This window comes from Lachnoanaerobaculum umeaense, assembly GCF_003589745.1.
Classification (GTDB): domain Bacteria; phylum Bacillota; class Clostridia; order Lachnospirales; family Lachnospiraceae; genus Lachnoanaerobaculum; species Lachnoanaerobaculum umeaense.
On record NZ_CP032364.1, the window covers coordinates 1940057 to 1954471 of the forward strand.

General features: G+C 35.7%; 16 protein-coding genes. All 16 read right to left on the bottom strand.

Translation table 11 applies throughout. From position 1 onward, the window contains the following. Positions 1–24 precede the first annotated feature (24 nt). On the bottom strand, positions 25–3849 hold the full coding sequence (locus D4A81_RS08800) for a DUF5702 domain-containing protein (RefSeq protein WP_111524628.1): 3825 nt from the start codon (positions 3847–3849) through the stop codon (positions 25–27). A 5-nt stretch (positions 3850–3854) separates the two neighbouring features. After that, entirely contained in the window at positions 3855–4541 is a 687-nt protein-coding gene (locus tag D4A81_RS08805; protein ID WP_111524627.1) for a TadE family protein, read from the bottom strand. A gap of 28 nt (positions 4542–4569) precedes the next feature. Beyond that, complete coding sequence (locus tag D4A81_RS08810) at positions 4570–4800, bottom strand: hypothetical protein (protein ID WP_111524626.1); 231 nt, start codon at positions 4798–4800, stop codon at positions 4570–4572. A 72-nt stretch (positions 4801–4872) separates the two neighbouring features. Next, complete coding sequence (locus tag D4A81_RS08815) at positions 4873–5718, bottom strand: type II secretion system F family protein (RefSeq protein ID WP_242977632.1); 846 nt, start codon at positions 5716–5718, stop codon at positions 4873–4875. 14 nt (positions 5719–5732) lie between these two features. Then, a complete protein-coding gene (locus D4A81_RS08820; RefSeq protein ID WP_111524624.1) occupies positions 5733–6536 on the bottom strand; it encodes a type II secretion system F family protein in 804 nt (267 codons plus the stop codon). Then, positions 6536–7774, bottom strand: a complete 1239-nt coding sequence (locus tag D4A81_RS08825; RefSeq protein ID WP_111524623.1) for a CpaF family protein — start codon at positions 7772–7774, stop codon at positions 6536–6538. The genes D4A81_RS08820 and D4A81_RS08825 overlap by 1 nt, the downstream gene beginning before the upstream one ends. Positions 7775–8243: 469 nt before the next feature. Beyond that, positions 8244–8924 (bottom strand): cobalamin biosynthesis protein CobW, encoded by a 681-nt coding sequence (locus tag D4A81_RS08830; protein WP_242977630.1) that lies wholly within the window; start codon positions 8922–8924, stop codon positions 8244–8246. Positions 8925–9247: 323 nt separating this feature from the next. Further along, positions 9248–10165: an endolysin-like domain-containing protein gene (locus D4A81_RS08835; protein WP_111524621.1), complete on the bottom strand. Its 918-nt coding sequence runs from the start codon at positions 10163–10165 to the stop codon at positions 9248–9250. A 9-nt stretch (positions 10166–10174) separates the two neighbouring features. Next, positions 10175–10474 carry a DUF4406 domain-containing protein gene (locus tag D4A81_RS08840; protein WP_111524620.1) on the bottom strand — a complete coding sequence of 100 codons (300 nt, stop codon included), beginning with the start codon at positions 10472–10474 and terminating at the stop codon, positions 10175–10177. Positions 10475–10561: 87 nt separating this feature from the next. Beyond that, the gene (locus tag D4A81_RS08845; RefSeq protein ID WP_111524619.1) at positions 10562–11002 is read right to left on the bottom strand and encodes a DUF2335 domain-containing protein; all 441 of its coding nucleotides are present in this window, start codon (positions 11000–11002) and stop codon (positions 10562–10564) included. Continuing rightward, the gene (locus D4A81_RS08850; protein ID WP_111524618.1) at positions 10980–11183 is read right to left on the bottom strand and encodes a hypothetical protein; all 204 of its coding nucleotides are present in this window, start codon (positions 11181–11183) and stop codon (positions 10980–10982) included. Before D4A81_RS08850 ends, D4A81_RS08845 begins: the two co-directional genes overlap by 23 nt. Before the next feature lie 103 nt (positions 11184–11286). Then, a complete protein-coding gene (locus tag D4A81_RS08855) occupies positions 11287–11730 on the bottom strand; it encodes a phage holin family protein (RefSeq protein ID WP_111524617.1) in 444 nt (147 codons plus the stop codon). Between the two features lie 80 nt (positions 11731–11810). Further along, positions 11811–11957 (bottom strand): CD1375 family protein, encoded by a 147-nt coding sequence (locus D4A81_RS13155; protein ID WP_162902567.1) that lies wholly within the window; start codon positions 11955–11957, stop codon positions 11811–11813. Continuing rightward, entirely contained in the window at positions 11947–12327 is a 381-nt protein-coding gene (locus tag D4A81_RS08860) for a hypothetical protein (RefSeq protein WP_111524616.1), read from the bottom strand. Before D4A81_RS08860 ends, D4A81_RS13155 begins: the two co-directional genes overlap by 11 nt. 9 nt (positions 12328–12336) lie before the next feature. After that, positions 12337–14037, bottom strand: coding sequence for a hypothetical protein (locus D4A81_RS08865; protein ID WP_111524615.1), 1701 nt, complete (start codon positions 14035–14037; stop codon positions 12337–12339). Position 14038: 1 nt separating this feature from the next. Next, positions 14039–14413, bottom strand: coding sequence for a hypothetical protein (locus D4A81_RS08870; protein ID WP_111524614.1), 375 nt, complete (start codon positions 14411–14413; stop codon positions 14039–14041). Between the last annotated feature and the right edge of the window lie 2 nt (positions 14414–14415).

Sequence of the window (14415 nt, forward strand, 5' to 3'; positions counted from 1 at the left end):
CTGCCTATAAGGCAACCTCCATATTTAGTATCCCAGTACACCCTTATAATTTATCGGATATCCGAATGCATCCTCTAATTTAAATATCTCATTATTATTATTAATTGTTTCCAGATTGATAAATATAGGTTTTATCTCCGCTTTAGCTTCTACCTGCAATAGTACTGTAGCTTCTTGCATAGAAAATTCCTTTCCGGCATAGTAGAGTGAACCTTCCTTGCTTGCATTTGTCTGTATAAGATTTCCCATCCTACAGATAACGCCTTGTTCATCTATCAAATACTGTATAGCCAAAAACACCATCAGATAGTCTCTATAGCTCATATTAAATGTACTTGCCTTAGTCTTATCAAAACCGTTTAATTCCAGCTTATCCCTGCCCTCTCCTATTGTAAGAGCATCACCACCTGCACCTTCAAACTCCTTATTAAACTCATTTATTTTATTATTAATAACTTCCTGAGCATTACTGTTGGCAGTATCAATGGCAGATCCTATACTTGTCTTTAGCTTTTCTTTAAGCTGACTTCTATTTATCACAGAATTTATAGCATTTACTAGCCTTTCTTTTCTCTCCTTGAAAAAACCATCTATTTTTTCACTTACAGTCTTTGTTACCTCATTAATATTTTCCTTTGTAATACCGATTGCCTGCATTACCACCTCAACAAGTCTATCCTGACTTTCACTATTATTTATAGCCTTAAATGCCTCAAGCTTTGCTCTAGCTACCAGACCACCATTGGTCACCTCAGCTTCTATATCAGCCTGCATCTGATCAAAGCTCTCCTTTATAGATGTTCTAAGTCGCTCTTCCATTCCATCTCTGGCATCTCCTACCTGTGCCAAACACCACACTATCTTTTCCTGTATAGGAGTCTGTATAGATGTTATAATGGACTCTGTAGATGTTTCTACCATACTATCTACATAATCATCTAATGTATGATTAAAACTCTCTTTAGTTTCATCTGTATACTCATTCATTTTCTTATAGAGTTCACCTGCTGCTGTCTCTGCAACAAATTCAACCATACCACTAAATCTTGATCTCCATACATTTGGATTCTTATATAGTGGTACTGTTTTCCCCGCTAGCAGATCATTTGTATCTAAAACGCTCTCGGTCAATGCCGCTGCGAGTAACAATACATTTTGCACTATTGGAATACCGAAACCTGTCCAGCCTGCTATTGCAGTAGCCATAACAAATGTTTCATTTCTAAGAGCACTGTCACTGGTATAAGCATATATAGCATTCAACAATATTCTTATCCCAAGAATTCTATTATATACTCCATTTACATTTTTCCGTAGATTGGGATTCCCTAGGAGTATATATTCTTGCTCCGCTCTATAGGCTGCATTATTTTTCTCACTAAAAGGTATACCTGATAGAGTCTTTTCATTTGTATTACCTCCCACCTCTCTGTTTGTGGTATAGCAGCTGAACATCGTAGTAGTATATGCCATAAGATATAGCTTATCTCTTCCACCCACAAGTATATCTTCAATTCTATCAAAACCTGAAATAGCTTCATTTGATGTATTTAAAGTACGATCTACCAGCTCATCTGCCTCTCCATTTTGTAATGATTCCAATGTGTTTTCATCCATTATCTGTGCTGCCTTTGCACTTGTATTCATTACATTGGCTATATTCGTGTTGTTTATTTGCACCGGTTCCGGAGTATTATACACATTTGAGCCATTAATCATCTTATCTCTCTTACTTTTCTCCTCTGAATCTCCATCCGGCTTAGTTGCCACACTATTTCTCTCAAAAAAAGCAAAAAGTGAATCCACATAGTATTTTCCATCATTATCTGCGTTCCAATCATATGTAGCATCAATATCGTAACACTCTACTCCAAGGAAGTTTCTCAGTTTTGGATCTTTATATTCAAACTCAGAATCTACTACTTTATAGCCTCCATCCATCTCCACTACTTTCGGTATCTTACCGGGTATATTCTTCTCAAAGTCAAAAAATGATAAACTGCTGCTCTCAGTATTTTCATAAATACCCAAATTATTTAATGCATTCTGCTTTGATTCAATCTGTGAATTTGTATCCAAGGTATCAGTGTTTGTCAATACAGATACATAAGATATTATATTTTCCACCCACTGTTTATCAGAATCCAATGATGTAGCCGGTGTTATACCTGCATATTTGAACTTTTCAAGATCCGTCATGACCTTAGTTGAATAGTCTATGGAGTTGTCAAATATTTTTGTCATTTCATCAACATATCCTTCTATAACCGCTTTCGTCTTGACATTGTAGTCTTGACGCATATCATTTTTTACACCTGACTCAGCCATATTTCCGATATTAATATCCCATCTATCAGCTATTTTTTGTAGTATCTCTGAGGCTTCTTTTAGTTCTAAAAGTTTTTCCCTTACATCTGATGCCTTACTCTTTAATTCAGCAAACCACACATAATAATCTCTTGCATTTCGCATTTGAGGTATAGCAAGAAGTTCTATATCTTTTTTTAGATCTTGCATATATTTATCTCTGAGATTATTAATATTATAGTTTGGTCCAAAAGGTACATTAGATATTTCTGTACTACCATAATGTTCAGGGATTATTTCATTGACACCATTTTCACCCCAATCACCGATAAAACTTTCATCATACCATTTCTTTACTCGTTTCCATTCGTCCTCTAATTCCTGTTTTTCTGCTTCTAATTCTTGTTTTTTATTTGAGTTATCATTTTCTCCACCATCATTATTTTTCAGACTAGCTAAATCTTCATTAATTTTTACTATTCTTTCGTTATATAATTTAAATGAATAATCATACCTTGCATTAACTGTATGAAATTTATAAACATTATCTTCATATTCATGATAATATCTCACATATTTATCAAATCTATTATATTCTAAAGAAGCATCCCCCCTTAAGGTTCCTATAGTACTTTCATATGAAAGAGAACTTGTAACAGAATAAAAATCATCTTTCAATTCACTTATTTCACTATCAAATCCGGCTACAGAATCCTTCAACTCTCCACCTAAAGGATTGTGAGAATTATGTTTCCAATATTTATCTTCCCTAAGTTTAGGCAATTTTTCCACCTGTACATATGCTATTGCATCCCTTGTAGCATATTGAAAATTATTATTCCCCCATCTGTATACACCTTCCTTGATCTCAAAAGGAGTCTTAAAATTTCCGTTTGTATTTATAAGATAATCCTCATAATCTCTAGAAAGTGCATATATCTCTAGGCACAGATCCTGAACGTCCTTTAGTTTCTTTTCGTAATCCCTCTTAGCCTCCAATGCCTTTTGCTGGTCTGGTAATGATTTCAATATATTCATCTTTTCAAGGAATCCATATCCAATGACCGCCGGTGCTCTATATTTCATATAGTCAAGTACCTGTGCCCTAAGCACATTTGCATTGGAAAGATTTGCACCTGCTGCCTGACTTATTTCAAATCCATCGTCAGCCAACTTCATTTTCATTATATCTGAGATTTCACTTCCACTGCTTCCAGATAGAGCTATATCAACAAGCTCTTTTACCAGTCCCTGATCATTTAGACCATTACTATTTAATGTAGCATCAAAGTATACTTCCAAATTTTTTCTTAAATCATCCATGTTAGCTGATATAGCAAATATCCCATAGGTATCCTGAAGGACTGAGTTATAATATGTAAGCCCTGCATTCAACGCCATATCTCCTGCACCGGATACTATATTTCTAGCAAGTATTATCCTGCCTCCATCTATCAAAATTGTAGTAAATATCATCACTACCGTCAGAATTAAAGACATAAATATGGTCAGCGAACCATGTCTATTATAAAAGATTTTCATATTACTCACCTTCCTGTTCCGCCCAATCGGTCTCTTAATGTCTTTAACTTATTTACATAGACATCGACCCTTTCTTTTAGATTAAATCTCTCCAAAAGAAAGTCTATAAGGTCTGCCCCAAGGTCGATGTCTCTAACAAATTCTGTTGCATTTGAGGAGAATGCATAACTTGATTCCTGAACATTGAAATTTGATGGAACTCCTACCAAACTCAATACCTTTCCTAATCCATCAGGTAATCTGATGCCATATTTGACATTAGTTTTTACTGTAGGTGTTATTATCCCTGTAATTTCTATATCTGAATCTACGGTTATACCGCTAACCATGGTGTATTTTAGTAAAAGTTCATTTAACTTTTCTTCAAAGTTATTTCCAATTGCATCTCTACTTCTAAAAAAACCTGCATAAAGTTCTCGATCTTTATAGAAGCTGTCAACTCCCGATGTGTTTGGAAAACTTATCACATCTATATCTATCCCATTACTTACTGCTGCCAGATATTTTTCATACCCAGGATATGCAGCCTCTCTTGCAGCTTGTGAAGCAATCTTTGTTGCTCCAAACTGTATAAGACTCTGTTCCAGCTTCAATAGCCCCAATACCAACATTGCTACTATTGTAAGCATAAATAAAGGATATATTAATGCTGCTTCTACCATTAATGCACCACGATTATTTTCAATACGCATATCTCCTCCTTTGATTAATTAATTGGCTTTACTGTGAACCACCTGCAAAAACACCTAAATTATCAAGTATCTGTCCAACTATTTCTGAAAGTCTTGAATTAAATACAGTTGCCAATGTTATTATGATTACTATAAGTACCATAACTGCTACCATGTCTGAAGCTCCACGCTCCTCTTCCTTAAATGCCTTAGCTGCTCCCTGAATTTTCATCACCTGTGCCATAAAGAACAGATCAATAAGTTCAAACATTTTTCCCATTTTGTTGCTCCTCTCTTTTAAAAAATCAATAAAGTTTATTATGTAAAAGCTTGGTCGACCTTTGCTCAAACATCAAAATTTAAGACTGCCAAATATAGGCACTATTATCAAAATCAACACACCAAAAAACACCAATCCGATAGGTAAAATGAGTTTACTACTTGCCTTCTCACCTTTTCTTTTAACCTCATGTTTTTTCTCTTCCCAGGCTTCAGCACTCATATCTCTAAGAAATATAACCACCTCATTACTACCTTTTTGTAAATTCTGTATCATCATTGTAGAGAACTTTCTTAGAGATTTTATAGAACAACGCTCCCCAAAGTTTTTATAAGCCTCCACTTCTTGAGTACCATTGTTTAATTCCATAGCTGTATTTCTCATTTCCTGATATAGTGTACCTTCATTTGTGGCAGATACCTTTATCCATGCCTCTCTTATAGGTACACCTGCATTTACCAGTAATGTAAGCTTTGACAGCATTCCCGGATAGTCTCTAAGCAGTTCATCTCTCCTGGCATTTATCTTGTCATTTAACAGCTCATCTAAGTACCAAATCATCATGGCACTTACTGTTGCTCCTGCAATCACCAATTTGAAATTTCCACTTATTCCTGTTATCAGAAACATCAATAATATAAATACTACTGCAAATGTTATCTGTCCGCCTCTTAATATATAAAAATAATACGGACCATACTGTTTTCCATATATTTCAGAAATAAGCTTTATTTTACCCTTGGAACTTTTACTATTCATATCAAAATGTATCAATTCCATAAAACCAAATCCAATATAATAAATATCTGACATGGGATATTCTCCCTGTGGTATTCCGGATAATACATCATTAAATCTTTCTTTGAATTTATAGTGCAAATATAATACGAATAATGCAAATATCGTAGCTAATATCATAAGTATCATCTCTTTTACATCCTTATACTAACTATTTTTCTTCCCATCATGTATGCTGCTACAAACAATCCAATAGCAAACAGCTTTACAATTACTGTAAATATTGTATTTGTTACTGCTGACATAGATCCAATTCCACTCATTGCAGCCATTATAATCAAGGGCATTACCATCATAATATTTAGTTCATTTTCTTTCTCTGTAAGCATGGTCTTGATTTCCATCTCTATTTCTATCTTGTCACTGATTATTTTTCTACTGTCCCATACAACCTGTTTTATATCTCCACCTTGTCTAAGTCCTGATTCAAATGTTGCAGCAAAGCTTTTTACATCTTCCAATCCACATCTATCTCCAAAATCTTTTAGTAAATCTTCGACAATTATATTATTCGTCATTCCTGCTATTATAATTCTTGTCTCATTAACTATATCTGATTTTTCACCATATAAACTAAGTAGATCTTGATAACTCTCCGCAAATGCCTCCATAGTATTTTTCCCTGAAGAATATGATGTTGTCAAAGCTTCCAACAAGTCCCTAAACTCTATAAGTAAATCCCTTTGTCTCTTTTCTTTACGGTATTTTTTATAGAAATGTATTGCTGGAATTCCACAAATAATTCCAACTATTATTGATAATATGAATACTCTAAAAAAAATCATATTTACTAGAAACCCAAGTACGAATCCCGATAAGAAACCTATAAGATAATCTGTTAATCTCATATGATACAGCTGATAATCATCAGCATTTCCCATAAGTCCATGTCTTTCAATATAAGAATTTGACTTTTTCTTTAAATTTTTTTCCAGCATTAAATTACTCCTTTATAGCCCATAAGTCTTAACTTGAATGTGTTTTTTAAAGGATTTTTTGTTCTCTTCAATTCCCCTACCACTCTATCCATAGTACTGTCTTCGCTTTCCTCAAAAACATATAGTGGATTTAATTCTATTTCTCCATCATTTAATCCCATAACTTCTGATATCTCCATAGTCTTTCTGCTATGATCTCTCAGTCTGGATAAATGGATTATTATATCTACTGCAGAAGATATCTGTTGCCTTATAGCCTCTAATGGTAATCCCTCAGCACCCATAAGTACCATTGTCTCAAGCCTGCTAAGCATATCTCTGGTGGAATTGGCATGCCCGGTAGAAAGTGAACCATCATGTCCGGTATTCATTGCCTGTAACATATCCAGCGTCTCTGCACCTCTTACCTCTCCTACTATTATTCTTTCAGGCCTCATTCTAAGAGATGTTCTTATCAAATCTCTAATGGTTATCATACCTTTCCCTGAAGAATTTGAATTTCTAGTTTCCAATTTTACCAGATTATCTATGCCTACTATTTGAAGCTCTGCCGAGTCCTCTATAGTAATTACTCTTTCACTTTTGGGGATATAATTAGATAATGCATTAAGAAAGGTAGTCTTTCCACTTCCCGTACCACCGCTTATAAAAATATTATATTTTGCTCTTACCAATGTTTCTAAAACTTTAGCTATTTGTGGGGTAATTGATTTATACTTTATGAGTTGCTCAACCGTCATCGGTGTTTTTGAAAATTTTCGAATGGTTAAAGTAGGACCTTTTAATGCTACCGGTGGCAGTACGACACTCACTCTTGAGCCATCCGGTAATCTGGTATCCACGATTGGGTTTGATTGATTTACCTCTCTACCGGCCCTGCCTACAATACGCTGTATTATATCTTCCAGCTTTCTTTGATTATCGAAGCTTTGATTTAGTCTTTCAATTCTTCCGTTCTTCTCGATAAAAATCTCGTCTGTTCCATTTATCATAACTTCTGTGATATCGTCATCTTTTATAATCATATCCAGAAGCCCCAGACCTCTTATAGATGAATAAAGTTCATCCGTTAAATTCACTCTTTCCTGTATTGAAATATAGATATCGCCTAACTGCTCGCTTACAAGTTTTTCTATTTTTGTGTAAAGCTCTTCATCATTTAATTTACTTAGATCAAAATATTTAGATATGTATTCTCTTGATTGATATAAAAAAGCTTTGCGTTCCAAATCGTTCATGTTGCTCTCCTTTAAACATAATATAAATTATATCTAACTAACCAAGTGTAATACCCACAATTTGTAACAAAAGTTTATGGCACGATTATATCTGCCTAAACTATGACTGTCAATATACCTATGTTAATTTTGTGAATGTTTTTTTATGACGTATTATTTTATTGTTAGTACTGCATAATAAATTTTGCTGTTTTTATTAGTAGTGCATAAAAAATAAAGCTTTGTCGTAAGATAATCTTAATAATTTTTGGAAGAATCACTATTACCATACAATAGTATAGTGTAGTAAAATCATCAAATAATACAACAAATGTATACTTTCAACTCTCAAAAATAATCACATAATGCAATGAGTGTCTAGTTTAAAGATACTAAAATAACCATATAATACAATAAATATCTAGTTTTAAAAATAAAAAATACCGAAGTCGGTTGATAATTAACCTACTTCGGTATCTAATAAATCATTTTATAATACTGAGCTCTCTCTCCTATATCCGCTAAATGGTAGTATTTTTATTTTTTCAGAGTTATTAAAAAGTATTTTTCTAATCTTCTGTCTTCTGATTCGATTTCCTATAAATATAACTTTAGCATCTTCAAATGTATCTGTTAAAAGAAATGAATACTTTCCACCTGCTACATCAAAGATAATACTCCCATTCTTCAGAGGAATACTCCCCTTGGAACGAATTATATCACCATACTCACCTCTGATAATATTTTCCATAAAGCACATAAAGCTACCTATACCACCCACTGTGACATCTGATAAAGAAAATGTATCAAGAGCAATTGTTGATTTATTTAGGTTCTCTGGAATTTTACTACTTCCATCCAGGTAGGTACAAAGTATATCATTCCACCACTTGTCAGGATACTCCATATAATGCCTATCTGTAATCACTGCATCCGGAGAAATGCTTTGTACCTCAGAAATTAATTCACCTCTTTCTCTTTCAGACATATTCTCAGTTTTTGAAAGAATTACCTGACCGGCACTACATATCTGATCTCTAAATATATCCGGGAATTCATTTCCATAGCTCCTCATACTCTCTATATCCAGAATACATAATGGAGATAAAAGTCTAATCTTTTCATATTCTATTCTCTGAAGATTTTTTAATATATTTCCCAACTTAGCCACACCTGTTAGCTCCACAACCAAATAATCTGGAGAAATAGTATTAGCAATAGTCAAAATAAAATCAATGCTAATATACCAATAACTCCATTAATTTATCCTAAAATAAAAAAAGTCCAAACCCTTACTTGGATTTGAACAAAAATACTGCCGCAGACCGGAATCGAACCGGTACGGGTATTTCTACCCACGGGATTTTAAGTCCCCTCTTTTTTGTATTAAATAGCTCACAAATACTTAGTTTCTTCCTATTTATTAGACTTTCATTAGACATTATAGTAAAAGCAAAAATTTTGGCAAGGGATGTAACTCTCTTGCCTTTTCTTCTATTCTATAACTTCATACTTGCTCAGATCTGGAGTATCGGTATCCAGCTCTTTTACATATCTGCCCTCAGAGTCTACAAAGAAGTACAGCTTTTCGCTTGCGTCCTCTATATAGCCATTTCTGGCCATCAATCCACTTTGAGTAAGATAGTAAGACTTGCCGTCAACATCCACCCATTGGCCACTGAGCATAGCTCCGTCGGCAGGATTCGTATAATACCAGTCATACCCCTGCTTGAACCATCCTCTAATCATAAAGCCCTTTTGGTCAAAGACGTACCAACGACCATTTATGTACGCCCACCTGCCTGCAATATAACTGTGTGGAGTATCAGCATACCACCACTGGCCATCTTTTGTCGCATTCCAGCCAAGCGGATACTTTACCTGTGCAGGTCTGCTTTCCTCCGCTCTTCTACCGTCCTGTAGGGCTATAGCCGTGTGGTGGAACTCATACAGTAAGATATCGCCTCTTCTCAAATATTCGTCAGAAAGCAAATACTTAGGAGCGGTTAAGAGTTCAAATTCTCCTGTTCTGAGCAACGCACTAGCCTCATTGCCTGTGTAGATGTCTCCTGATACTCTTATGCCTGCGGCATTTACACATACGGATACAAGAGCACTGCAGTCAGTCTCACAAGGCCTATTTACAGCTTTTATATTCCAGCCATTTGCCTTGCAAAGATCATATAAAGTAGTTCTCTCATATTGATCATATCCAATATTGTCGTTTCTGCATGCATCCTCCATAGCAGCAGCAATTCTTCCTGCAATCGCGGAATTTTTCGGTCTAAGAACTTTGTTCCAGGGGCGATCATACCACTCCCTAATTGCGACTTCTTTGCCGTCCTGATCGCCTGCAAGGCCACCGCTGTATCTGCCTCTTTCGTCTCTGCTTGCTTGTCCAATTTTAATCATAGATTTCTCCTAATCGTGAATAACTTCTATTCCATACTCTTCTGCTGTAATATTCTCTATTCTACAGCCTCTTGCCGACTCCCATCCCTTTGCAAAAAATACTGCATCAGCCGTTGATAATAACTCTAAAGACTTTCCTAAAAACCACATAGGTTTAGCATCAGCTGGAGCACCTTCAAAATAGCTGTCAATTATTTCAATATCTCTACCATATTCCGCGACAATACTATCGACAATGATTTGCCTTTCCTTCTTTATTTGCTCATCAGATAAGCCTTTCATCGGCTGGCTAATAAAAATTCTTTTCATTCTATTTCTTCCTTTCTCAACTCTTCTGCTTTTTTCTCAACGCAACTAAAAAAGAGAACCTATCGGCTCTCTAAATACATTAACATGTTAAACATCATTACTATTTTCATTGTTTTTATCTTTATTATTCCCAGTAAACATGCCTATAACACCCAATGCAGACACTCCGGATAATATACTTCCTGATACTTGATGATTATTAAGAATCAAGTGTATGCCACCAACAATTATCAAAACTGCTATTATAAACCCCAAAACCTGCCCCAAATTATGTGCCTTAATATTAGCGTTTAGATACTTCTTCTCCATCTCCCTGCGGTGTTCTGTTTCTGCAATACCATTTTCTATTATTCTTTTGGCTGCATCTGGATACAGTGCGTTGTATCCTTCAAGTATTTTGGGATGTGGTAAATCTCCTTGATATATTTCAAGTCTCTGATATATTAAATTTCTCTCTGCTTCCGGAAGACTCTCCACCTGACTTACTATATTGTCTATCTCGTACTCATTGTTTAACGGCGAATCCATTTGCAACCTTCCTTATCTCAACGAGAGATTTCTTATAATCTTTTCTAATCCTCTCTTTTCCGGAAACATCCTGGCTTTTGACAGGTTCAATATTACCATTATCGTAAAAGGTTGGCATTTTAATATCCTGTATACCTTTTATAAATGAATTTAATAAACTGTTGTTTCTACAAGCCTCCATTTTGCTAACCTCCTTTTATTTAGAATATTATCAAAAACATATGAGAATATCAACAAAATTATTAATTTATAAGAAATATTAAAACTTTATTTGCCGTAAAAAATTATTCCTTATCCTCAATCTCTATAAATTCACCTGTGTTCTTCTTTAAGAAGCTCTTTACTGTAACCCATACCTTGCGTACAGGTAAGCCTGATAAGGTCATATTCTTAAGTGCTGACAAAACCTCATATACTATATAAAGTAACGCAAAAAACTCCATCACTGTAATATCTTGTAAGTGTATATATTCTCTTATAGTGCCAGGAACAAAACCTATTAGATTCACCGGGCATAAAATATCTACAAATACCAGGCATACCAAAGATAACAGCATACCAATTTTGCGGATGCCCCCATCAATACCTATGCTTGAATTAAAGTCCCTTTCCTTCGCTGCTCTTAGGCTTCCAAATACCACATCCATCACAATCATTATTATAACTAACTTGAATAATGTATTGTCTCTCATAATTTCAAAAACAGGTTTAAAAATATCAAAATGCATTACAAATGCTCCTTTCTTGCAATAAAAAAGAGGGGGTTTCCCCTCTTCATGTTATCAAAAATACTTTTCTTGTTATCAAGCTACATCATCAGATACTCATCCGTTTTCATGAACTCTTCTACCGCTTCTTTGTATTTTGCCGGTACTTCATCAATTGACATAAGTCCATACTTAATCCTTGACGCATAAAATCTCACATACACTTTTAACTTTCTTTTACTGCTCATTTCCTTCTCCTTCCTCATCTGAACTCATCAATTCAACAAGCATATTTGATAGGGCATCTATACGTCCTGTCAATGTTGCCTCTACCTGCTCCACTTTATCCATAGCCCTGAACATGAGTAATGCCTGTATCTGAGAAATTACTCCTGTCTCATCCTTTACAAAATTTATAGTGATGCCCTGCAGCTTTAGGCCTGTTACAGTCTCCTCGCTGCCATCACTTTGTACTGTCATGATTACAGTATTTGCATCTGTAAGCTTGTCCTTAAGCTCATCAAGCTTTGCAAAATTTTCTATTACTGTGACATACGTGTCGCCATAGTGCGTGCTTAACTCTATCTCCGTCTTGTCCTTTAATATTAATTTGCTCATTTAAACCTCCTAATTTATAAATTCTATATGACTTATTCCAAAAATATCATTAGTTGCCCTCACAATAGTTCTTGACGTAACCTTATCCCCAGATGGATTTATTACAGCAAAGCCTAGTACAATTCTATGATGTCCTTGCAAATCTGATACATCTACATCAACGAAATACTCAGCACCTGTGGGTATATCCAATCCTCTGGTATCCAATAAGACCTTAGAGACTTGAGGTATTATTCTACTAGTCCCTGTTTTTTTCACCATATTAGGATTTACCTTTATTTTTGTATAAGGGTTGTATTCAGCATAGTGATTCGTTGATAATGCCCATACAACACCTACTAAATCCCCCATACTATTTACAGCCCCCCAGTCACCTCCATATGGGAATTTAAGACCTAATCTTATGGTTTTAAAAGGTGATAAATTCACTGAATGTGCCAAAGTGACTGACTCATTAAGTGTACTCATAGGAGCATACCAGTGTAACCCTGTATATCTAGTGTCAAATCTTATAATACCATCTCTTATTTCTGTTGAGGGTATACTATAGTTGTTCAAATCTTTCCCCAACCCTATGTTCGCCACCCCTGAAATTAGTACATTGTCAAAGGTGGCATTCCTAAAAGGGACTCTTCCTACACTGGGGTCTTCCATAGTGCCTGTGACTCCATTTATATTTACGCCTTTTCTAATATTTCCAGGCAGCAGGTTGGGACTAGGTAAAAACGCCCAGTTAGCACCCTGTATATAATGCCCATTCGGGATTTTTACAACAATACCCCTTCCCCTACTTGCGTGAGTATCATCCCACGCAAAACCTTCACCGCCAAGGGCTGTTATAACATCACCCGTATTGCAAATCCATCTTGGAATAGAACCTTCAAATTTAACTCCGTGTTGAGAAGTTGCTGTTTGTCCTTGCAGAACTGAATCCGCTCCTGCTGTGCCCAGATTAGTTGCATCTATACACGTATGAGGATGACCATCAGCTCTGTGATAGTACCCATTACCGTGTGGGAAGTCTATCCAAAATACCGTGTTATTTCTATCAGACCAATTATCAATTCCAAATGCAGTAGATTTGTTGATTCTGTAATTACTATCTTGGGTGTTAATCATTTTGACGTTACCTGTAGTGCCTGCTATGGTAAGATTTGAAAGCATTTTATTTGGATCTACCCCGACCACATTAGCAAGGACTGCGTACGGTATGGATACATAAGGCTTCCACTGTCCATTCTGGCCATAGTATCCCGGCTCCATTCTTGCTACAAATTTGCCTTCCCAGTTAGCATTATAAAACTCTATCGCATCCATTCCGTTTCCACGGTTGACCATCTCACCTTCCACTTTTACTCCAGTCTTGCTTGTAAAAGTACAGCCTCGCAATACCTTATCTGCTGTAGCATCTCCAAGTTTTGCGGAGTCTATACATGTATGAGGCTTATTATCATATCGGTGATAATATCCATTTCCATGTGGCATATCTATCCACATTCTTCCGAACTCATCAATCCCAAACGCATTAGATTTGTTAATATTATAGTTATCGTCAGCTGTGTTAATTGATTTTATAGTTCCTTCGACAACTTCGTCATCACTGTCAGTCGTTACTGTCCTGTAGCCCTGCAAGACCTGAGACTTGCCGGCTGTAACATCATCTGATGTAACTCCACCTACTCCACCCCTTAAAAGTATCGCCTGCGCCATATTACACCCCCTTTATAAGTAGCAAAATGTCCGTTTCGGGCTTTTTTACAAAGCAACTTATCACTATATAACCATCATATGTATCTATCCTGTCTACACAACTCCAAGCCTTTTTTATAGCCTTTACTCTCGCACTGTCAGTAACCCCATCCGGTATTATGAGAGCTATCTCCGGTACATCTGTGCTCTTAATCCCTGCTAAATCTATACGCTGTGTGTAAGGCCCCTGAGCGCTAAACCTTGAAGCCGGTACTTGTATCTGCCTTGTACCGCTTACCGCTTTATCTAGCCTTGCAAAATTGCTGTTAAAGTCCTCGACATTGTAATTATCTGTCCTGTCCGGCATTTTCAGCTTTAAATTATCCGTTTCTCTCATAA

Bases quoted from the DNA above. Each gene is read 5' to 3' on its own strand.
- D4A81_RS08840 (WP_111524620.1), bottom strand. From the start codon at position 10,474: ATGAAAAGAATTTTTATTAGCCAGCCGATGAAAGGCTTATCTGATGAG.
- D4A81_RS08820 (WP_111524624.1), bottom strand. From the start codon at position 6,536: ATGCTGGAAAAAAATTTAAAGAAAAAGTCAAATTCTTATATTGAAAGA.
- D4A81_RS08865 (WP_111524615.1), bottom strand. From the start codon at position 14,037: ATGGCGCAGGCGATACTTTTAAGGGGTGGAGTAGGTGGAGTTACATCA.
- D4A81_RS08850 (WP_111524618.1), bottom strand. From the start codon at position 11,183: ATGGAGGCTTGTAGAAACAACAGTTTATTAAATTCATTTATAAAAGGT.
- D4A81_RS08810 (WP_111524626.1), bottom strand. From the start codon at position 4,800: ATGGGAAAAATGTTTGAACTTATTGATCTGTTCTTTATGGCACAGGTG.
- D4A81_RS08800 (WP_111524628.1), bottom strand. From the start codon at position 3,849: ATGAAAATCTTTTATAATAGACATGGTTCGCTGACCATATTTATGTCT.
- D4A81_RS08825 (WP_111524623.1), bottom strand. From the start codon at position 7,774: ATGAACGATTTGGAACGCAAAGCTTTTTTATATCAATCAAGAGAATAC.
- D4A81_RS08805 (WP_111524627.1), bottom strand. From the start codon at position 4,541: ATGCGTATTGAAAATAATCGTGGTGCATTAATGGTAGAAGCAGCATTA.
- D4A81_RS08835 (WP_111524621.1), bottom strand. From the start codon at position 10,165: ATGATTAAAATTGGACAAGCAAGCAGAGACGAAAGAGGCAGATACAGC.
- D4A81_RS08845 (WP_111524619.1), bottom strand. From the start codon at position 11,002: ATGGATTCGCCGTTAAACAATGAGTACGAGATAGACAATATAGTAAGT.
- D4A81_RS08860 (WP_111524616.1), bottom strand. From the start codon at position 12,327: ATGAGCAAATTAATATTAAAGGACAAGACGGAGATAGAGTTAAGCACG.
- D4A81_RS08815 (WP_242977632.1), bottom strand. From the start codon at position 5,718: ATGATATTAGCTACGATATTTGCATTATTCGTATTATATTTGCACTAT.
- D4A81_RS08870 (WP_111524614.1), bottom strand. From the start codon at position 14,413: ATGAGAGAAACGGATAATTTAAAGCTGAAAATGCCGGACAGGACAGAT.
- D4A81_RS08855 (WP_111524617.1), bottom strand. From the start codon at position 11,730: ATGCATTTTGATATTTTTAAACCTGTTTTTGAAATTATGAGAGACAAT.
- D4A81_RS13155 (WP_162902567.1), bottom strand. From the start codon at position 11,957: ATGAGCAGTAAAAGAAAGTTAAAAGTGTATGTGAGATTTTATGCGTCA.